Origin of the sequence: Enterocloster aldenensis (assembly GCF_003434055.1) — a bacterium.
GTDB lineage: Bacteria > Bacillota > Clostridia > Lachnospirales > Lachnospiraceae > Enterocloster > Enterocloster aldenensis.
In genome coordinates this window covers 1-20,167 of record NZ_QVEX01000020.1, presented here as the reverse complement: position 1 = coordinate 20,167, position 20,167 = coordinate 1, and the positions used below count along the sequence as shown (strand labels likewise).

Here is a 20,167-nt window from a genome sequence, read left to right as displayed (position 1 = left end):
TTCCAGGGACATGGTGTGTTTTGGATTTTCAAATACGCCCTGGCATGTGGCAGCACATGAATGTCTCTGGAAGCCGTGCTTTTTTGCTGTCTGAAAATTAATAAAGTTTAAGGTATCGTTAATTGAAAATCAGCTGCATTGTGATATCCTTTGATTAGATGGCTGTTCCGTGGGTGGTGGTGGTGGGTGTCTGTTCCGGAGCGGCTGGAGCGGGATGACGGGCGCAATGTATTCTTTTTTCTCCTTGATGGAAAAACGGAAAAAATGTAGAGGTCATTGAGGACTTTTATTAATGGTTAGGGGAGAATGCCGGAAAAGGCGGCAGAAGGCGATGAATTTTAAGGGTTATCCGCACCTGGGACAGGACGGATATGTATGGAGAGGTGGTATTATGAGAAAGAAAAGCATCAGGGAAACAAGGAAAATCACGGCTGTGGTGATGTGCGCAATGCTGCTTTGGGGATGCAAAGGAGAAACACGTTCCGTTTCCCGGACAACGGAAAGCGTCGGAACCATGGCCGTGGCTGAAAGTGATGGTCAGGATGAGGACGGGACAAAGAGGGAAGCGGATGAAAGCGCCGGGATAAAAGCACAGACACCAGGGCAGGGGAAGGAAGCCGCCCACGGGGTGACCCGCAGTAATGACTATGTGACCCGCCATGCGGCCCAGGGTACGGATACTGATTTCAAGCCTGTAGACCAGAACGATGTGCTGGCGGGCGATGATTCGGTTCCTGAGGACTTTTACAGTCTGGCCACTGATCTTCCTGCATCCAAGGTGGAACAGTTTGCTAAGAAGGTAAAACAGCAGCTGATGATACAGGACTGGGACGCATTATCCGGGGAACTGTCGTATCCTGTTACCGTTGACGGGGTAATCTATGATACGCCGGAGGAATTCCTGGCAGCTGATTTTGGGGCTGATCTGAATCCTTATTTTTTCGTGGAGTTGGAGGAAGAAACCTGCAGCAGGATGTTCTGCAACTGGAGCGGCATCATGCTTGGAAAAACAGGCCGGGTATGGGTGGTGGAGGCCTTGAACGACGATTTATCATCCCAGGGACTTAAGGTGAGGGCCATCAACGGGCTGAACGAATCCTTCGGCCTGCCGGGGGAGGTCAGCATGTCTGCGGATGAAAGCGATATTACACCGACATCCATGAAGCTTTTACTGGAAAATGAAACAGACCTGGATATTGTGTTTGGGGATGATTTCAGGCTTCAGAAGCATGACGGGGAATCATGGGTGGATATGGAACCGTTGTTAAAGAAAGACGGGATTTACTTTCACAGCATTGCCTATAAGCCCAGGCGGGGGCATCCGGTGGAGTTGACAGTGGATTGGGAGTCCCTCTATGGCGGGCTGGAAGAAGGAACCTATGCCATTACAAAATCCGTGAAGGATGTAAACGGGACGGCAGGATACACGGACTTTGAACGCACCTTCAGCTTCACCATAAATCCATAGTACACGCTCCAGGGCCCTTTTCAAACATGCCCTAATGCCGCCCGGCACTGGTTTCACCACGGATTTCCATATGATAATTGAAGTTATGTGAAAATATGGTATACTTTTATCATGGCTATATGATGAGGAAAACAGTAAATTAAGATAAGAAAAGCTAAAAGTTAAAAGATAAAAGACAAAGCGGAGGGTTCATGGACAGGAAGATACTGATTAAAAATGCAAAAGCGATTGTAAGCTGTGACAGCGGGGACCAGGTATATTGGGATTCCGATATCCTGATTGAGGGTCCCAAGATAACGGAAATCGGAAAGGATATAGAGGCAGAAGGGGCGGAAATCATACGTGGGGACGGTAAGTTTGTTTATCCGGGCTTAATCAACACCCACCACCATTTTTTCCAGACCTTTGTTAGGAACCTGACCTCCATTGATTACCCTAACCTGATGGTCATGGACTGGATAGATAAAATTTATAGGATTTTCCAGATCATTGATTCAGATGTGATTTACTATTCCAGCCTTACTGCGCTGGGGGACCTGATCAAGCATGGCTGTACCTGTGCCTTTGACCACCAGTACTGCTACACCAATAAGACCGGCAAGACGCCTGTGGACCGCCAGATGGAAGCCGCCGGGCTTCTGGGTATCCGGTATCATGCGGGAAGGGGGACCAATACCCTGTCAAGGGCGGAGGGCAGTTCCATACCGGACAACATGCTGGAGACCACGGATGAGTTCCTGAAGGACTGTGAACGGCTGATTGGCCTGTACCACGATCCCGGGGCATTTTCCATGAGACAGATCGTAATGGCGCCATGCCAGCCCATTAACTGTACCAGGGATACCTTTAAGGAGACGGTTTCCATGGCCAGGGATAAGGGCGTGCGTATGCACACCCATCTGGGCGAAGGGGAGAATGAGGGAATGGTGGCCCGCTGGGGCAAGAGGACCATGGACTGGTGTGCGGAATTGGGATTCATTGGAGAGGATGTGTGGTATGCCCATGACTGGGAAGTGACGCCTGAGGAATACCGGGTGCTGGCTTCCACCAAAACAGGGGTTTCCCACTGTCCGTCACCGGCCATCCTGGGCGGTTTCCCCATACTGAACATTAAGGAAATGCTGGAGGCCGGCATCAACATCAGCCTTGGCTGCGACGGCTCGGCCACCAACGACAGTTCCAATCTTCTGGACGCGCTGAGGATTGCGTATCTGATGCAGACCTACCACAGCAAACAGCGGGGCGGCTGTGCATCGGCTTATGAGATGCTTAAGGTTGCCACCATCAACGGCGCTAAAACACTGGGACGCCCTGACCTTGGCTCCCTGGAACCGGGCAAGGCGGCGGACCTGTTCATGATTGACACCGCTGTGCTGGAGCTGACCGGCGCGCTCCATGACCCTAAGAACATCATTGCCAGGGCAGGGCTTACAGGCCCGGTATGGATGACCATGATTAACGGCAATGTGGTTTACCGGGACGGGGCCCTGACAGGTGTGGATGAGGAACGCCTGGCCGCTGAGGGCGAGGCTCTTTGCAGCCGGGTCATAAGGGAACCTAGTGAGGCATTTAGGAATCTGATATAGCTTTGAAGCTGGGAGGTTTCATATGGGAATGACGAAAGCATTTTATTTTATCCGGAACAGGAAACAGACACAGGAAGAACTGGAGCAGCAGCTCAATGGGTTTAAGGCGGTAATGCAGCAATATTCCATAGAGGATTTGAGGATATATTATGGCAGGGGCCTTGGGTGGTTTCCTGTATTTTCAGAAGAACTGGTATGGCAGGCTGAGAATCTGGATGAAGACCTTTTAAAAGAGATGGGTAATCATTTTCAGGCAATTGTAATGGCCTTATCTGTACTGGATGACGATGTTGTTTTTCTGGTGGTCTGTAAAGATGGGGCTGTTCAGAAGTTTGTATGTGCAGATGAAGGTATAATAGAGGATTTCGGATTTGATGAAGAGTTTTCCACTGATTTCCCGGACGTATTATGCCAGTGCGGTTTTGATGGTGATTCGCTGCGGCGTGTCTGGAGTTTGGATAACTATTATGAGTCGGATCTGTTGTATGATATGTTTGACGAGATGAAGACATTTCCTGTGTTTGAGCCAGATGAGGAGACGCCGGATGGGGTCTCTGTGATTGACGGGGAAACGGTTTTTGATGGAGAGTGAATGGATTGACGGCCTGCTGGAATATCCGGAGTGGTTTGGGATACTGTGCAGATATTCCCTTCCTATGGACGAGCCGGAAGCAAGATGGCAGTTTGCGGACAGGCTGCCCCGGGCAGAGGTTCCCGACGGGTGCAGGAAGTGCATCACTATGCGGACCTGTTCTGGAACAGGAAGAAATATCCACGTGAGCTGGAGCAGTACCAGAAGCTGGCTGTACTCACAGCGCTTAAGGCAGTGGAATCACCGCGGTGGACGAAGTACGCACAGTTAGTCGGGCAGGAGGATGAGGAATGGCTGAGACTTGCAGCCGTTGGATGCAAGCCTCATGGGAGGGACGTTAATGGCTGAAACATTCCCTAAAAGTTAAATTCATTTTCCCACTCAAATAAAGCCGATTCCTCAATGCTGCCGGGCCAGTGTGCGCACCAGGAAGGCACGCCGGGGTTTTCCACCCTGTCAAAGCTGGGGGTATAGGGCTTTATGTCCAGGATTGGGGTGTTGTCATGGCAATCCATGTATGTGACCTGGATGATTCCCCTGTCCTTATCAAGGCTGATGATCCCGGCAGTGGTCAGGGCAATGGGATTGGGCCTTTCCGGCGACCTTGTGGCAAAGGTCCCCATTACTGCTGGTCCTTTCTTATATGGCTGCCCGGCTGTCAGGACGGAGCGTGAAGCTTCATTGTCACAGCAGCTGAACCACCAGAGGATATTCATATGGCTGAATCCTTCCAGCCCCTTAAGGGCCGGGATGTATTCCTTCTCCAGCTCAATCAATGTCCCTTCCTCACTGGTGCGGACTTTCCCTATGGGATGTACCATGTAATCATTCATATCTTTTCTCCTTTTCGATTTGATAGGTGGAGTATAGACCCTCACATCATGTGAGGGTCAAGTACATTTTTTAAATCATGACACGGGCCGCACATAAATGCAATCCGGTCATAATGAGAGGATTGGTTTTTTCAGCCGTAAGGGGCACAGGATTCCCTTATGGCTGATTTTATGCTTATCAAACAATATTAATAATAATTATTAATATTGTTTATTGACAGAACAGGAAAGTTCTGGTAAGATAAAGATAAGTTAGCAGGAACTAATGAACGGATTTTAATATAACCATATCAGACAAAGGAGGACATAATCATGTCACTAATTGGAAAGGAAATAAGCGATTTTACAGTACAGGCATTTGCAGGCAATGAATTTAAGGAAGTAAAGAAGCCGGACATATTAGGAAAGTGGTCCGTGTTCTTTTTCTATCCGGCTGATTTCACCTTTGTGTGCCCAACGGAACTGGAGGACCTGGCTGATAAGTATGAGGAGTTTAAAGACATGGGCTGCGAGATTTACAGCGTTTCCTGTGACAGTCATTTTGTCCACAAAGCATGGCATGACGCGTCCAAGACCATCCAGAAGATACAGTATCCCATGCTGGCAGACCCCACAGGCAGGCTTGCCAGGGATTTTGAGGTGATGATTGAAGCGGACGGCATGGCTGAGAGAGGAAGCTTTATCGTGAACCCGGAAGGCAGGATTGTGGCCTATGAAGTAATTGCAGGTAATGTGGGAAGGAATGCGGACGAACTGCTGCGCCGTGTCCAGGCATCCCAGTTCGTGGCAGAACACGGAGACCAGGTCTGCCCGGCCAAGTGGAAGCCGGGGGCAGATACCCTGAAACCAAGCCTGGACCTGGTGGGGTTGATTTAATCGGAAGGGATGTTGTCTGCAAGCGAAGAGGGGCTGGGAGCCTGGGAGGCCCGGTCCCTCTTCGCTGTCAGGCCAGGGGCCTGCTTTCATTATACAAAACGTGCAAATGACAGCTCACATCCGTTTGCTTTTTTGCTGAAGATATTAACGGCCCTGCTCATGACCTCGGAATAATCCTGGTCCTTTGCCTCAATCTCCAGATAATCCATCCCTGAACTGAAAGCTGCCTGTTTGATGTCAGAAAACCCATTGATTTCCCGAAGGATTTCAGCCGCCTGGTTTTCTGCAATCTTTTTTGATAAATGATAACTGCGTCCCATTGGGTCCTTCCTTTCTGAAACATGAATATTAGAAACTTCTAATTTTATGTTTCTCTTGAAATGGTAATTTTATACATTTATCATTGGAAATTTTTCCAACACACCCTAGTGCTCCATCCGGCCGGTAACTACAGTGACAGTGCTGTATATTTTGTCAGTCTGCAAGGCGGAGGAGGGAAGCGGAGTGGTTCCTCCGCTGACTGACGACAACGCGGCAGATGGCAAAATAGGCAGTGCTGTCACTGTAGTTACCGGCCGGATGGAGTACTAGCTTGCTTTGGAACGTAAGGAAGATTAAGAAATCCGATATGGTTTTAAGCCGCCGTATCCTGTATGATTGTAATAGGGATAAACCTTAAATCATGGAACTGGAGGAGGGAATCAGATGACAATCAGACATATCAGGACGGCTGTTTTCTGTGGGGCCGTACTGATGGCGTCGGCCGGATTCGCTGGCTGTTTAAGGGGGGCTGGAAGCCAGGGGGAGGACCGGCCCATGGTGACCCATATTGAACTGACAGAGAGGGAGAAGACGATTGCCGGTTTCTCCGGTGATATGATAGCTGTCATGGAACTTGCATTCCCTCAGGATGCAGGCAGCAGGAGCCTGTATCTGGAGGAATGGGTGGATGGCAGCCTGGTTGGCTCGGACATCCTGATGCAGGGGGATGGGGAGGCAAACATGACATGTTACCTCTTATCCGATATTGATAAAAGGGAAGACGGGACATGGTCCGGCACCACATGGAAGATGATATTGGAAAGCGATGGGACAAAAACAGCAAGCGGCGCCCTGCGGACCGTATTTCCAGATGGAAAGAAGGGCGGTATGGCGATGACAGGCATTTATGGTGAGACTGCAGATGCGGGGAGGAAAAAGAAAGCAGATAAGCATGCGGATGATGTGGGCAATGCGCCTGCCGCCGGGTATGTCCTGGCGGCCAGATGCTTCCAGTTTGACAGGAACAGCATGGAATCCGTGGACTGTGAGGAAATGGCGGAGGATGACTCAGTGTTCCGGAAGTATGATTATGTTGTCCTGGTGCGCCTGGCAGTTGACGGATGACCACATGGATCAGGGTCCGGCAGATAAGCGCCCTTCTTGACACCCGGTTAAAACATGTTATAATTGCTGATGTTGATCGTTGACAGTGATAACTGACCATATGACTTTACCCGGGAGGAGGCAGGGGATTACCTGCCTGCCTTCCGACGTTTTTTTATCCGGGACGGAAAGCGGTTCCGGGATTTTAGACATGGGTCGGGCATATAGTACCAGTGGTAAATGTAAAAGGAAAGTAAGAAAGGAAGCGTCATTGTTTATGCTTAAATTAGGGAGAAATGATTTATGCTGGTGCCAAAGCGGCAGGAAATACAAGAAGTGCCACAGCGATTTTGACAGCAGGCTGGAGGAATATGCCCGCAGGGGAGCAGTGATACCGCCCCGCCGCATCATCAAGAACGCGGAACAGATTGAAGGCATCAGGGAGAGCTGCAAGGTGAACATCGCTGTCCTGGATTACATCAGCGGGAAGATAAAGGAAGGAGTCAGCACGGAGGAGATTGACCGGTGGGTCTATGAGCAGACAACGCGGCTCCATGGGATACCGGCTCCCCTGAATTACGAGGGCTTTCCAAAAAGCGTGTGCACCTCTGTCAATGACCAGGTATGCCACGGCATCCCCTCACCGGATGTAATCCTCAAGGAGGGCGATATCATCAATGTGGATGTGTCTACCATCTACAACGGGTATTTCTCAGATTCATCCAGGATGTTCTGCATCGGCCAGGTTTCAGAGGAAAAGAAGCGCCTTGTGGAGGTGACGAAACAGAGCCTTGACATTGGCCTGCGGCAGGTAAAGCCATGGGGGTTCCTGGGGGATATGGGCCAGGCCATCCATGACTTTGCGAGGCAGAACGGGTATACGGTTGTGAAGGAAATCGGCGGACACGGGGTGGGGCTGGAATTTCATGAGGACCCATGGGTCAGTTATGTATCAAGGCGGGGCACGGAAATGCTTATGGTACCGGGCATGATATTTACCATTGAACCCATGGTTAACATGGGCTCAGATGAGATCTTCACGGATGAGGAGGATGGCTGGACCGTATACACGGCTGACGGGAAACCTTCTGCCCAGTGGGAAATCCAGGTTCTGGTCACGGAAGACGGGTATGAGATAATGTCATATTAGGGTCTGTCTGCATGGGATTTGTAAATGGCTTTCCGTCTGTCAGCAGCCGGGGCAGCGGCATGTCCGTCATGGGTCGGCTGCCAGGCAGAAGACCAGGGTATCCTGATCAGGGTATGGTTGTTGGATGACCTAAGGTATGGTACAATCAAACCAGTGGAAGACAGACATCTTCAATCAATAAGGAAAACGGAGGAATATGGCATGAGGGCATTATTCATTGGCGGGACCGGTACGATCAGCACATCCGTGACAGAACTGGCCTTGAAACGTGGATGGGACATTACGCTGCTGAACAGAGGCAGCAGGCCGGTACCGGAGGGCATGGATACCATTGTTGCGGATATACATGACGAGGAGGCGGTGGGAAAGGCCATTGAGGGAAGGTCATATGACGTGGTGGCCCAGTTTGTCGGCTATACGGCGGAGGATGCCCTGCGGGATATCCGTCTTTTTACCGGCGTCACAAGGCAGTATATCTATATCAGCAGCGCGTCTGCTTACCAGAAGCCGGTGTCAGATTACAGGATTACGGAAAGCACGCCCCTGGCCAATCCATACTGGGAATATTCACGGCAGAAGATAGAGGCTGAGAATGCACTTCTGGATGCATACCGCGGGGCCGGTTTCCCGGTTACCATTGTTAGGCCAAGCCATACCCACTGCGGGAAAAAGCCGCCTGTGACGCCTCATGGCGCCAGGGGGAACTGGCAGGTCTTAAAGCGTATCCTGGATGGAAAACCGGTCATTATCCCCGGGGACGGCACTTCCCTGTGGACCGTGACCCACGCGTCGGACTTTGCCAAAGGTTATGTGGGACTGATGGGCAATCCACATGCCATTGGACATTCCTTCCATATCACTACCGATGAAAGCATGACATGGAACCAGATTTACGAAACCATAGCAGACGCCCTTGGAATGCCTTTGAAGGCCGTCCATGTGACCACGGATTTCCTGGCAAGGCATGGGGGGCAGTATGATCTGGAAGGAGAATTGCAGGGAGACAAATCCTGCAGCGTGGTATTTGACAACTCCAAGATAAAGAGGGCGGTTCCTGATTTTGTGTGCACGGTCTCCATGGCCCAGGGAATCCGGGAGGCTGCCAGATATATGGTGGAACATCCTGAGACACAGGTAGAGGATCCTGGGTTTGACCGGTGGTGCGACCGGATCATAAAGGCGCAGCAGGCAGCCGACCGGGCCTTTGAAGAGATGGAACAGAGGGACGCCCGGGCATAGGGAATGGCGGCAATTCGGCAGGAAAAGGCTTTGCTGCGGGGACCAGAAGGTCTACACGGCATAAGTCTCTGTTTTGGCATAGTCTATGACAATTTTCCGGCATGCCTTACAGCAGTATGCGTCTGATACCGTGGCTGCGCCGCCAAAGACTTTTTTGGCCAGCTGGATGCCGTCACCCTTTTTGACATTTGCCGATTCATGCTTTTCTTCCCGCCAGGCAAGGAAGCGCGCATCTGAAGTTATATATCCCTTTTGCATGTCCTGATTACAGTATGGACATTTCATGGTCTCACCTCCTTTGGGCAGAGGGCGGGGATGATTGGTCAAACACGCCCTGGGACAGGTACGATCTTATTATATTATAGCAGATAAGGGAAAAAATGCATGCTTTGATTTGCAGGGATATAATAGTGCGGATCGGTATTATTTGTAAATTATGTAATGCCTGAATTTTTGACAGAAATATGGAGTGATATATGGGATTATATGCAATAGGGGACCTTCACCTGTCTTTATCCACGGATAAACCCATGGATGTCTTTGGGAAAGAGTGGAAGAACCATGTGGAAAAGATTGAAAAGAACTGGATCAGGCAGATCCGCCAGGAGGACACGGTTGTAATCACGGGCGACCACTCCTGGGGGCGGAACCTGAATGAGAGCCGGGCGGACCTGGGATTCATTGCCTCCCTTCCGGGCAGGAAGATTCTTCTGCGCGGAAACCATGACATGTTCTGGGACGCTAAAAAGACCCGTCTGTTAAATGAGCTGTATAAAGGAAAGCTGTTATTCCTGCAGAACAACTATTTTACCTACGGGGATCCTTCAAAGAATGTCCATGCCCTTGTTGGGACCAAGGGATATTGCTATGAAGGAAAGGATACCCCGGAACACTTTCAGAAAATCGTGAAACGTGAACAGGAGCGGCTGCGTATTTCCTTTGAGTCGGCTGCAGCGGACGGATATGAACATTTCATCATGTTCCTGCATTATCCGCCCACCAGCATAGGGGAGATGGAAAGCTGCTTTACGCGTATGGCAGAGGAATACGGGGCGGAGCTGGTGGTTTATTCCCACTGCCACGGGGAGGCCCGGTATCAGGACAGTTTCCTGGGAGAGGTGAATGGCGTCGATTACAGGCTGGTTTCAGCGGATTACCTGAAATTCAGGCCGGAGAAAATCATGGAATAAAGAAGAGGACGGAAAGAAGAGGGGGATGGCTATGAAGGAACATTACAGGGCTTACCCGGAATACGCGGCCTGCGGTCTGAACTGCGGCCTTTGCCCGCGGTACCACACGCAGGGTACCTCCAGGTGCCCGGGATGCGGCGGGCCGGGATTTTACCATAAGCACCCATCCTGCGCCATTATTAACTGCGGCCAGCGCCACGGCGGGGTGGAATATTGTGTGCTGTGCGGGGAATTTCCCTGCAGGCGGTATATGGATGAGCACCCGGAGGATTCCTTTATTACATACAGGAATGTGACAAGGGATTTTGAAACGGTAAAAACGGGCGGGATAAAAGCATATCAGGCTGCGTTGGATGAGAAGATCGGCCTGCTGCGGTGGCTGCTGGAATATTGCAATGACGGAAGGCGCAAGAATTTTTATTGTCTGGCAGTCAACCTTTTGGAGCTTGAAGACGTGAAGGCCACGGTTGCACGGATACGGGAACAGATTGTTGCACAAGAGGGGAATGTGAAGGAGCGGGCGGCGCGGGCTGTACGGATGTTTGAGGAGATGGCTGGGGAACGGGGGATTGAGCTGCGGCTGAAGAATAAGAAGTGATGAAATGACTTTCAAGATTCAGCATTAAAATTTAGATATATGGAATCAGACACACCCTGTTCAGGGAAGGCGGAAATAGAAAAATCAGGAGGTTTGGCCCTGGGAAGCAGGTGGGCAACAGCAGATGGCCCATATTGATTTTCTGGTTGAAAATTTAGACGAAGCAGTTGCCCATGCTTTAAAATGCGGCGCCACCAAGTCAGAAGTGCAGTATTACGAAACGTCGGCCACGATGTTTGACCCGGAAGGCCATCCGTTTTGTCTTAGTACGGTAAAACAATGATTTCAGCAAGGGTGAAGCGGTGCACAATTCTGCCGCAACCCCTTGCTGTAATGATCCTCCCTATGGGTTCATGTTCTTAAGCTCGCTCATGATTTTCATCCATTGGTTATTATTAAGTATCTGGGTATAGTTTTCAAGGCTGCCCTGCAAATGTTCCTCAATGGCCCGGGCAGCGCTGTTTAAATCCTGGTTTAAGATTCCCTGGATGATCCGTTGGTGTTCATCCCGCGTGCCCGCGTATCTGGAAGGGGTAAGAAGGGTCAGCCAACGCAGTCTCTGGCTCTGCAGGGTGATGCGTCTGCATATGTCTTCCATACGTGTGTTGCCGGAATATTCTATCAGCTTCTCATGAAATGCCGTGTCATCGGAAAAGTTTTTGTCAAAGTTCCCATTTGAAATGTCATTGCACAAATTCTGATGGATATCCATCAATTCCAGTTTCTGGGTCTCGTTTAATCCTCCCCTGGACAGGATTATCTTAACACTCATGATTTCGATTGCTTCCCGTATCTGGAATATTTCCGCAATATCGGTAAGGGTGATGGACCGTACCACTACCTTGGTGGCTGTCCGCTCCAATAACCCTATGTCTATCAACTGCTGCATTGCTTCCCTGACAGGGGTACGGCTGATATTCAGCTCATTGGATAACTCCAGGTCAGATACAATCTCCCCTGAGGATAACTCATAGTCATTAATTTTCTGGACAATCTTTTTTAATGCCGTGTCAGAGGCATTTCCTTTTAGCCTGGGCATATAGGCAATCTCCTTTTCAATGGATAAATCTATTTTAACTCAAGAAATAAAAATTGTATACATAAAATTAAAACATATGGATAAAACGGGAGGAGTTTATGTATACATAAAAAAGATGAATTATAGAAAACGGGGTATTAAATAGGCTTCATAATGAAAAACCCTCTATTTTCTGTCGGGTTTTTAAAAATAGTATACAAAAATACTTGATTTATCTGGATTTATAGTATACAATAATATAAAAATAAGGGTTAAATAAAATACATAAAATGTTTTGCAAGTATAACGGTTTAAATGGGACAGAAATACATTTTAAAAATAATTCCCAAAGCCAGGAAAGGAGAAGTCAGGTGTACGGAAAAATCAGATCAATTCATACAAGGTATTTCAGGCTGCCGCTGGAGGGGAACCTGGTGGATGCGATTCATGGAAAGCATAGTTTCTTTGAAGTCATCACAGTTGAAGTCATGCTGGAAAGCGGAGTAAAGGGGGTGGGATATACATATACGGGCGGTATTGGCGGGGCGGCCATTGCGGTCATGTTGGAAAAGGACTTGGGACCGCTGTTAATCGGGAAAGAAATGCAATGCCCGGAAACCATGAACCAGATGATGGCGCGGGGAATCCACTATGTTGCCAGGGGAGGGATTGCCGCATTTGCCATTTCTGCGCTGGATATTGCATTTTGGGATGTGATGCTGAAACAGAAAGGCATGGGGCTGTCAGGGTATTTAGGAAATCCATCCTCCAAGGTGCCTACCTATTACGGCGGCATTGACTTGATGCTGACGGAGAAGGAACTGTTAAGCCAGATTGAAGACCAGATGGGGCAGGGGCACAATGCATTTAAGATTAAGCTGGGCAGACAGGACGGGAATGAGGATATTGCCAGGGTACGGGCGGTGCGCCGCCTCATAGGGGACCAGGCTGTTTTTATGGTAGATGCCAATATGGCCTGGGATGAAACAGCTGCCATTGAGATGGCAAAGCGTCTGGAGGAGTTTTGCATCACGTGGCTGGAAGAACCCACGGATCCTGATAACTATGAGGCCTATGCAAGGATTGGGCAGGCCACATCCATACCCATTGCCATGGGGGAAAACCTGCACACCATTTATGAGCACGAGATGGCTCTGCGGATTGGACACATCAAATGTCCCATACCCGACGCATCCAATGCAGGGGGGATTACCGGATTTGTGCAGGTGGCGGAGCTGGCCGGACAATATCACCTGGCGGTCCACTCCCACGGCATGCAGGAGCTGCATGTCAACATACTGGCAGGTCTGGAAAACAGGGGGTATATTGAGTTCCACAGTTTCCCTATCTGGCAGTATACGATGCAGCCCCTGACAATCAAAGAGGGATGCCTGGAACCGTCCGGCTTACCGGGGATTGGAGTGGAATTTGACTGGGAGAAACTGGAAAAAATGAACCAATAAATACGAAAGGAGAAGGGATTTATGTTAAAAGGATTCAATGTATGGAGGAAAAAACAGTTTGTGCGTCTTGCAGCAGGGATGGTGGCCTGCGCATGCGGCATTTCACTGATGGGGTGCGGCGCTGCAGGCGGAGCGGGGAAAAACTCCGGCAGCAACGGGGCTGGCGGTGCCGGAAACAGCGGGGGTGCTGCAAATACGGCTGCTGCGAATCCAGGGGATGATTATCATGCTGAGCTGAAGCTGGCCCATATCATGCCCATTGACCATCCAAACGGCCTGGGGGCAGAGGAGTTTGCAAGGCTTGTAAAGGAAAAGACAGACGGTCATGTGACGGTGAGTGTGTTCCCTGCTTCCCAGCTGGGGAATGAAAAGGAGATATTTGACGCTGTGGAAATCGGTTCCATTGACTTTGCAATCATCGGATTTGGGGAACCGGCGAAAAAGTATCAGGATATAGGGATTCTGGACGCCCCGTATATTGCCGGTGACAGGGAACACCTGGTCCGGATTTTAAACAGTGATGTGGTGTATTCCATGTTTGATGAAATGGAAGGACATATGGGGGCCAAAGGAATCGGGGCGTTCTACTACGGGGCCAGATATCTGACAACAAAGGACAAGCTGGTGTCCGGTCCCAAGGACATGAAGGGGCTGAACATACGGGTACCGGACCAGAAGCTCTACATTGACACCCTGACAGCAATGGGGGCAGTGGCAACGCCCATGGCTTTCAGCGAAGTATTCCTTTCCCTTCAGCAAGGGGTGATTGATGGGCAGGAGAACCCCCTGGCTACAATTGCCGCCAATAAATTCGACCAGGTGCAGCATTATCTTATTAAGACCGAGCATATCATGGGGGCCAATGCCCTTTACGCCAGCACTAAGACATTGGAATCCATGCCTGAGGCTTACAGGACAGCTGTATTGGAGGCTGCCAGGGAAGCGTCTGCATGGATTGATGGTAAGGCATTTGAGGCTGAGGATACATATATTGAGCAGCTGGAGGCCAATGGTATGGAAGTCATTGAGGATGTGGACAAAGAAGCATTCAGGGAAATGACAGCGTACATATATGATGATTTTGACCAGGAACTTGTTAATAAGATACGCGCCGTTGAATGAGGTGGGTTATGAAAAAGTTGGTTAGTGGCTTACATAAACTGGAAGAGTATTCTTTGATATTATGTCTTACCGTTATGGGAATCATCCTGTTTGTCCAGATCATCATGCGCACCGTTTTCTCAGCCCCTCTCAAATGGGCGGAGGAGCTGGCAAGATATCTCCAGATATGGATCACCTTCCTTGGTATTGGATATGGAATCCGCAGAGGTTCCCATATCGGGATGACGCTTCTCAGGGACAGGTTGCCGCGGGTTCTTCAGGCGCTCTGCGGGCTGGTTGTGGATATGGCTGGGTTATTGGCTTTCATGGTGCTGTTTAGGACCTCCCTGCAGTTCCTTGCCCACCAGAATGTTGTCTCTACCGCAATGGAACTGCCCATGCAGCTGGTCTATCTGGTCATACCGGTTGGGGCCGTGATTTACATGGCATACGATTTGGGCATGATTGTCGGTGATATCAGGAAAATGCTGCAAAGGAGGAAGGACGGATGCTGATTTTATTTGGACTGTTTTTCCTGCTGCTGTTAATGGGGGCATCCATTGCCATGAGTATGTTCATCAGTTCAGTGGCCTTTATGGTGGTCTATGGACTGCCATTGGAACTGATTGCCCAAAGGCTGGCTGCGGGAGTGGACTCCTTTCCCTTATTGGCCGTTGCTTTTTTTGTCCTGGCGGGAAATATCATGAACCAGGGAGGAATCACAAAGCGTATATTCTCCTTTGCAGACCATCTGGTAGGGCATTTCACAGGCGGGCTGGCACATTCCAATGTATTGGCCAGCGTTATTTTTGCAGGGATGAGCGGAAGCGCAATCGCGGACACGGGGGGACTGGGAGCAATTGAGCTGCAGGCCATGAAGGACGGCGGCTATGATGATGATTTCTCGCTGGCAGTAACAGGGGCCTCCTCCCTCATAGGCCCTGTCATCCCCCCGAGCGTGCCTTTGGTTATTTTTGGCGTGACTGCTTCTGTTTCGGTAGGGGACCTGTTTACGGCAGGAATCCTTCCGGGCATATTGCTTGCCGCTGCAATGATGGCTGTTAACTACTGTATCTGCAAAAACAAAGGTTATGAGAAACGGAAACGGGCAACGTTAAAAGAAATATGGAACTGCCTGAAATGGTCGTTCTGGGCCCTGCTCCTCCCTGTAATCATCAGGGGAGGGATCATTGCCGGGATTTTCACACCCACGGAAGCAGCGGTGATAGCGGTTGTATACGGAATCCTTCTGGGATTTTTATATAAGAGCATCACGCTGAAGGAGCTGCCCTCTGTCATCCGGCAGACATTGGATGTGACGGTAGGGGTGCTGTTCATAATTGCGTCGGCCACGCTGTTTTCGTGGATCCTTACATTTTCACAGATACCCCAGACCGTGGCGGTATACCTGATGAATCTGACGGATAACCCAATGACAGCCCTTATCATTGTCAGTGTCATACTGCTGTTCATTGGTCTGTTCATGGATATTACACCGGCAATTGTAATCATGACCCCGGTACTGCTTCCGTTTATCACGGCTCTTGGGATTGACCCGGTCATGTTCGGCATCATAATGGTCCTGAACCTTCTGATAGGCCTGGTGACACCGCCGGTGGGGATGGTGCTGTTCGTGCTGTCGGGTGTGTCCGGGGTATCCATTGAAAAGATATCCAAGGCAATCATCCCGTATATCCTTGTGTCTGCCGGGGTTATCCTGCTGATTATCGTGTATACATATCTGATGGCTGTGCATCCGGGGCTGCCTGTACCTTACTAGGAGCCCTCGGGTTATGGGGATTACCAAAGGGATGACCAGGACGGCATCACCGGAACAAATCAGCCGCCTGTTCCATCCGCCCAGACACGGCCACCCCAAATGGACACCGCTCCTCGCATCCCTTACAGCCGACACAGTCCCTGCCATTGGCCGACAGCTCGTTATAGTGGGCTTTCAGCGCGGCGGGGACTTCCGGCTGCATCACGGCCAGGTCGTATAATTTATTGACCATCGCAATGTCAATACCGGCCGGGCAGGGCGCGCAGTGGCCGCAGTAGGTGCATTGCCCGTAATAGGCATGGGCGGGCGCTTTGGACAGTACGGTGGCATAGTCTTTTTCTTCTTCGGCAGCGGTCTCGTATGCAACCGCGGCATCCACATGCCCTATGGTATCATATCCGGCCATGACGCTGGCAACACCGGGCCTGGTCAGGGCGTAGTGCAGGCATTGTACGGGCGTCAGGGCCACGCCGAAGGGGGAGGTTTCTGCTGAGAACAGCCGTCCGCCCGCATATCCCTTCATGACCGTGATCCCGATGTTGTTCTTTTCACAGATCTTGTATAATTCTGCCCGTTCCGGCGCAATCCCGCCTAACTGCTCATCGTATGTTTCCTTAAAATAATCCTCCATGTTCTCGCTGGCAGGCAGCATGTCAAAGGCCGGATTGATGCTGAAGAGGATCATCTCAATCCGCCCGCTTTCCGCTGCCAGCCTTGCAACCGCCGGATTATGCGTGCTCATGCCGATGTGCCGGATTACGCCCAGCTCCTTCAGTTCCTTTGCGTAGGCGTAAAACTCCCCGTCCATGATCCTGTGGTATTCCGCGATTTCATCCACAAAGTGGATCATTCCCAAATCAATATAATCCGTCCCAAGGCGTTCCAGCAGGTCTGCAAATGCAGCTTTGGCCTTCTCAAGGTCCCGGGTCCTCACATATTGGCCGTCCTGCCAGGTGGAACCCAGGTGCCCCTGGATGATCCAGCGCTCCCTGCGGCCTTTGATGGCGGCCCCGATATGAGAGCGGACATTCGGCTCCGACATCCAGCAGTCCAGGATATTGATCCCCTTTTCCTCACAATAGGCAACAACCTGCCTCACCTCTTCTGCGGTATGGCGTTCCAGCCATTCCGCCCCCAGTCCGATTTCACTGACCTCAAGTCCTGTAGCGCCTAGTTTCCTGTATCTCATGCAGCAGCTCCTTTCCTGAAGCATCCTAAGCATGCCTCAGCTGTTCTGTTTGTTCATCATGATTATAATCATATCAGGATCAAAGCCGGATGGGAAGGAGGATATGGTAAATCATGGCGTTCATAAAAAGAGTGGCCCTTCCATGCGTTTGGTAGTACAATAAACAGAGATACAGGAAAATGAAAACAGTATATCAGTGTATACAACAAGGAGGTTTATCATGCTGCCAGACAGAAAACGGGCTGAGGAGGAACTTGCCTGGGCCGGGGAACAGAATCCGGGAATCTGGGTGGACCATTCCAACTATGTGGCCATGGCCTGTGAACATATTGCATCCCGGTGCGGATGGCTTGACAATGAGCACGCTTATGTGGTGGGGCTTCTCCATGACGTGGGCCGGTTTCCGGGCCGGATATCGGAACGCCACCTGATAGAGGGATACCGCAGATGCATGGAGCATGGGTGGGATGAGGCGGCTAAAATCTGCATCAGCCATGCATTCATGATCCAGGACATCGGGACATCCATCGGCATATTCGATATGCCTGAGGAGGACCGGCGGTTCATGGAACAATTCATCGGATTAGCTGTGTATGATGATTATGACCGTCTGGTGCAGCTGTGTGATTCCTTGGCCCTGCCCAGCGGATTCTGCCTTCTGGAAAAGCGGTTTGTGGATGTGACCCTGCGCTATGGGACTCACCCCTCCACCGTACCCAGATGGAAGAAGATACTGGAAATCAAGGAGTATTTTGAAGCGCGTATGGGATGCGGGATTTATGACCTGCTTCCGGGCGTACGGGAGAATACATTCCTGTGAGGGATTACAGATACGGATTGGATAAGAGGGAAACATGATTGGATAAGAGGGAAACATGGTTTAAGAAGAAAAGGAGACTGGCTTATATGGTATACATATGTAAAATACCTTCCCCGGCAGGACAGCTCACCCTTTCCAGCAATGGGAAGAGCATAACAGGCCTGTGGATAGAGGGACAGAAATATTATGGAAGCACGCTGGATAGGAACATGCTGGAACGCATTGGCGGCGGGGCATGGAAGCTTAAGGAACCGGAGGAAGTTCCGGGGCTGTATGAAGAAAATGAGGAACTGCCTGTGTTTGATGAAGCCAGGACCTGGCTGGACGGATATTTTCTTGGCCGGGACCCTGGATTCCTGCCAAGCCTTGAGCCGCAGGGCAGTGCGTTCCGGCAAATGGTATGGAAGATATTATGTGAAATCCCATACAACAGGAGCACGACCTACGGTGAAATCGCGAAGAAAGTGGCGGTACTGCTGGGAAGGCCCTCCATGTCGGCCCAGGCCGTGGGCGGGGCGGTGGGACATAACCCCATCTCCATCATGATTCCATGCCACCGGGTCATGGGGGCGGACGGAAGCCTTACCGGCTATGCGGCAGGTATGGAAGTAAAGAAAATGCTTCTGGAACTGGAAAACAGAAGGCCGGAGACTGGGGATGCAATGAAATGATATACACAATCCCACACTATTATAAACAGTTCCGGTGCATTGCATCCGGCTGCCCGGATACCTGCTGCGCCGGATGGGCCATCATGATTGACCGGAAGTCGCTGGAGAACTACCGGCACATGGAAGGGCCCTTTGGAAACCGCCTTCACAACTCCATTGACTGGAAGGAATCCTCATTCAGGCAGTATGAGGGGCGGTGTGCATTTTTAAATGAGGATAATCTCTGTGATATCTATGCCGAGACAGGGCCGGAGAATCTTTGCAGGACCTGCCGCACCTATCCAAGACACATTGAGGAGTTTGAGGGATGCAGGGAAATATCCCTGTGCATGTCCTGTATTGAGGCGGCAAAGCTTATCCTGGGCAGTGAGGAGCCGGTGCGGTTCATCACAAAGGAGGACGGGAAGGAAGAATCTTACGGAGATTTTGACTTTTTCCTTTATACAAAGCTGATGGATACAAGGGAACTGGCGCTGTCCATGCTCCAGGACAGGTCAATGGACATAAGCATGCGCATTTCCATGTGCCTTGCACTGGCCCATGACCTGGAGAGACGCATACAGCTGGGGCGCCTGTTTGAAGCAGATGCACTGCTCACGCGGTATGCAGGCAGCCGCGATGGTGACCGCGCCAAACAGGAACGGGATGGATTTTTCCGCAGGAAACTGGCGGATTACCGGATTACCCCTGGGGCGCGTCACGGCGTCATGAAGGAGATGTTCGGGATTTTTAAGGATCTGGAGGTACTGGGACAGGACTGGCCGGATTTTGCCAGCCGTGCGGACAGGGTCCTGTATGCGGAGGGGGAGACTGCATATGGGGAAATGAGGACTGCATTCCTGGATGGCCCGGCAGCAGGCAGACTGCCGCTGTGGAGGGAACAGCTCATGGTTTACTTTGTATTTACCTATTTCTGCGGCGCGGTCTATAACAACAGCCCTTTCAGAAAGATGAAAATGGCTGCGGCCATCACACTTTTAATTGAGGAACTGGCAATGGCGGCCTGGCAGCAGCATGGGAGACAGATGGGGTTCCTGGACTTTGTGGATGTTGCCCACCGTTTCTCAAGGGAGGTGGAACATTCAGATATCAATAAGGGATGTCTGGAGGAGCGGATGGCAAAGGGGAAGGCTTTTTCGCTGGAGCGTTTGCTGAACGCGGTGAACAGCTAGTACTCCATCCGGCCAGTAACTACAGTGACAGCACTGCCTATTTTGCCATCTGCCGC

23 protein-coding genes are annotated in these 20,167 nt (G+C 50.7%); 18 read left to right on the top strand and 5 right to left on the bottom strand.

Annotation, left to right across the window (positions count from 1 at the left end):
* The first annotated feature begins 391 nt into the window (after positions 1-391).
* The 4 genes from DWX59_RS24840 to DWX59_RS24825 all read left to right on the top strand — a co-directional run bounded on the left by DWX59_RS24840 (position 392) and on the right by DWX59_RS24825 (position 3,994).
* Positions 392-1,468, top strand: a complete 1,077-nt coding sequence (locus DWX59_RS24840; protein WP_147325860.1) for an immunoglobulin-like domain-containing protein — start codon at positions 392-394, stop codon at positions 1,466-1,468.
* A gap of 191 nt (positions 1,469-1,659) precedes the next feature.
* On the top strand, positions 1,660-3,054 hold the full coding sequence (locus DWX59_RS24835) for an amidohydrolase (RefSeq protein ID WP_117562650.1): 1,395 nt from the start codon (positions 1,660-1,662) through the stop codon (positions 3,052-3,054).
* Between the two features lie 22 nt (positions 3,055-3,076).
* Positions 3,077-3,646 (top strand): hypothetical protein, encoded by a 570-nt coding sequence (locus tag DWX59_RS24830; RefSeq protein WP_117562648.1) that lies wholly within the window; start codon positions 3,077-3,079, stop codon positions 3,644-3,646.
* A 30-nt stretch (positions 3,647-3,676) separates the two neighbouring features.
* A complete protein-coding gene (locus tag DWX59_RS24825; RefSeq protein ID WP_165641557.1) occupies positions 3,677-3,994 on the top strand; it encodes a hypothetical protein in 318 nt (105 codons plus the stop codon).
* A gap of 8 nt (positions 3,995-4,002) precedes the next feature.
* On the opposite strand, the gene DWX59_RS24820 is transcribed toward DWX59_RS24825, so the two are convergent.
* Entirely contained in the window at positions 4,003-4,479 is a 477-nt protein-coding gene (locus DWX59_RS24820; protein WP_117562643.1) for an SAM-dependent methyltransferase, read from the bottom strand.
* A 312-nt stretch (positions 4,480-4,791) separates the two neighbouring features.
* On the opposite strand from DWX59_RS24820, the gene ahpC reads away from it, so the two are divergent.
* The gene (gene ahpC, locus DWX59_RS24815; RefSeq protein ID WP_117562640.1) at positions 4,792-5,355 is read left to right on the top strand and encodes an alkyl hydroperoxide reductase subunit C; all 564 of its coding nucleotides are present in this window, start codon (positions 4,792-4,794) and stop codon (positions 5,353-5,355) included.
* Positions 5,356-5,444: 89 nt separating this feature from the next.
* Here the strand turns inward: ahpC and DWX59_RS24810 are convergent, their stop codons facing one another.
* Entirely contained in the window at positions 5,445-5,675 is a 231-nt protein-coding gene (locus DWX59_RS24810) for a hypothetical protein (protein WP_117562638.1), read from the bottom strand.
* A gap of 385 nt (positions 5,676-6,060) precedes the next feature.
* Between DWX59_RS24810 and DWX59_RS24805 the strand changes: the two genes are divergently transcribed.
* From DWX59_RS24805 to DWX59_RS24795, 3 genes are all read left to right on the top strand, one after another.
* Positions 6,061-6,741 (top strand): hypothetical protein, encoded by a 681-nt coding sequence (locus DWX59_RS24805; protein WP_117562636.1) that lies wholly within the window; start codon positions 6,061-6,063, stop codon positions 6,739-6,741.
* 256 nt (positions 6,742-6,997) lie between these two features.
* A complete protein-coding gene (locus DWX59_RS24800; RefSeq protein WP_117562633.1) occupies positions 6,998-7,870 on the top strand; it encodes a methionyl aminopeptidase in 873 nt (290 codons plus the stop codon).
* Positions 7,871-8,071: 201 nt separating this feature from the next.
* Positions 8,072-9,109, top strand: a complete 1,038-nt coding sequence (locus tag DWX59_RS24795; RefSeq protein WP_117562788.1) for an SDR family oxidoreductase — start codon at positions 8,072-8,074, stop codon at positions 9,107-9,109.
* A 51-nt stretch (positions 9,110-9,160) separates the two neighbouring features.
* Here DWX59_RS24795 and DWX59_RS24790 read toward each other — a convergent pair whose 3' ends face one another.
* Entirely contained in the window at positions 9,161-9,394 is a 234-nt protein-coding gene (locus DWX59_RS24790) for a PF20097 family protein (RefSeq protein ID WP_117562631.1), read from the bottom strand.
* A gap of 191 nt (positions 9,395-9,585) precedes the next feature.
* Here DWX59_RS24790 and DWX59_RS24785 point away from each other — a divergent pair, with 191 nt between their 5' ends.
* The 3 genes from DWX59_RS24785 to DWX59_RS24775 all read left to right on the top strand — a co-directional run bounded on the left by DWX59_RS24785 (position 9,586) and on the right by DWX59_RS24775 (position 11,180).
* A complete protein-coding gene (locus DWX59_RS24785) occupies positions 9,586-10,299 on the top strand; it encodes a metallophosphoesterase (protein WP_117562628.1) in 714 nt (237 codons plus the stop codon).
* A 31-nt stretch (positions 10,300-10,330) separates the two neighbouring features.
* Positions 10,331-10,897: a DUF3795 domain-containing protein gene (locus tag DWX59_RS24780; RefSeq protein WP_166460297.1), complete on the top strand. Its 567-nt coding sequence runs from the start codon at positions 10,331-10,333 to the stop codon at positions 10,895-10,897.
* Between the two features lie 124 nt (positions 10,898-11,021).
* The gene (locus DWX59_RS24775) at positions 11,022-11,180 is read left to right on the top strand and encodes a VOC family protein (RefSeq protein WP_165641551.1); all 159 of its coding nucleotides are present in this window, start codon (positions 11,022-11,024) and stop codon (positions 11,178-11,180) included.
* Between the two features lie 60 nt (positions 11,181-11,240).
* On the opposite strand, the gene DWX59_RS24770 is transcribed toward DWX59_RS24775, so the two are convergent.
* Positions 11,241-11,936 (bottom strand): GntR family transcriptional regulator, encoded by a 696-nt coding sequence (locus DWX59_RS24770; protein WP_117562626.1) that lies wholly within the window; start codon positions 11,934-11,936, stop codon positions 11,241-11,243.
* Between the two features lie 350 nt (positions 11,937-12,286).
* Between DWX59_RS24770 and DWX59_RS24765 the strand changes: the two genes are divergently transcribed.
* The 4 genes from DWX59_RS24765 to DWX59_RS24750 are packed head-to-tail and all read left to right on the top strand — an operon-like array spanning position 12,287 to position 16,259.
* Positions 12,287-13,378 carry a mandelate racemase/muconate lactonizing enzyme family protein gene (locus DWX59_RS24765; protein WP_117562623.1) on the top strand — a complete coding sequence of 364 codons (1,092 nt, stop codon included), beginning with the start codon at positions 12,287-12,289 and terminating at the stop codon, positions 13,376-13,378.
* A gap of 21 nt (positions 13,379-13,399) precedes the next feature.
* The gene (locus tag DWX59_RS24760) at positions 13,400-14,500 is read left to right on the top strand and encodes a TRAP transporter substrate-binding protein (RefSeq protein ID WP_117562621.1); all 1,101 of its coding nucleotides are present in this window, start codon (positions 13,400-13,402) and stop codon (positions 14,498-14,500) included.
* An 8-nt stretch (positions 14,501-14,508) separates the two neighbouring features.
* Positions 14,509-14,994 carry a TRAP transporter small permease gene (locus DWX59_RS24755; RefSeq protein ID WP_166441904.1) on the top strand — a complete coding sequence of 162 codons (486 nt, stop codon included), beginning with the start codon at positions 14,509-14,511 and terminating at the stop codon, positions 14,992-14,994.
* The gene (locus tag DWX59_RS24750; protein ID WP_117562616.1) at positions 14,988-16,259 is read left to right on the top strand and encodes a TRAP transporter large permease; all 1,272 of its coding nucleotides are present in this window, start codon (positions 14,988-14,990) and stop codon (positions 16,257-16,259) included. The genes DWX59_RS24755 and DWX59_RS24750 overlap by 7 nt, the downstream gene beginning before the upstream one ends.
* Before the next feature lie 46 nt (positions 16,260-16,305).
* Here DWX59_RS24750 and DWX59_RS24745 read toward each other — a convergent pair whose 3' ends face one another.
* Entirely contained in the window at positions 16,306-17,448 is a 1,143-nt protein-coding gene (locus tag DWX59_RS24745; protein WP_117562613.1) for an aldo/keto reductase, read from the bottom strand.
* 220 nt (positions 17,449-17,668) lie between these two features.
* Between DWX59_RS24745 and DWX59_RS24740 the strand changes: the two genes are divergently transcribed.
* The 3 genes from DWX59_RS24740 to fliB all read left to right on the top strand — a co-directional run bounded on the left by DWX59_RS24740 (position 17,669) and on the right by fliB (position 20,111).
* A complete protein-coding gene (locus tag DWX59_RS24740) occupies positions 17,669-18,268 on the top strand; it encodes an HD domain-containing protein (protein ID WP_117562611.1) in 600 nt (199 codons plus the stop codon).
* 86 nt (positions 18,269-18,354) lie between these two features.
* Positions 18,355-18,939, top strand: a complete 585-nt coding sequence (locus DWX59_RS24735) for a methylated-DNA--[protein]-cysteine S-methyltransferase (RefSeq protein WP_117562782.1) — start codon at positions 18,355-18,357, stop codon at positions 18,937-18,939.
* Positions 18,936-20,111 carry a flagellin lysine-N-methylase gene (gene fliB, locus DWX59_RS24730; protein WP_117562608.1) on the top strand — a complete coding sequence of 392 codons (1,176 nt, stop codon included), beginning with the start codon at positions 18,936-18,938 and terminating at the stop codon, positions 20,109-20,111. Before DWX59_RS24735 ends, fliB begins: the two co-directional genes overlap by 4 nt.
* Positions 20,112-20,167 lie beyond the last annotated feature (56 nt).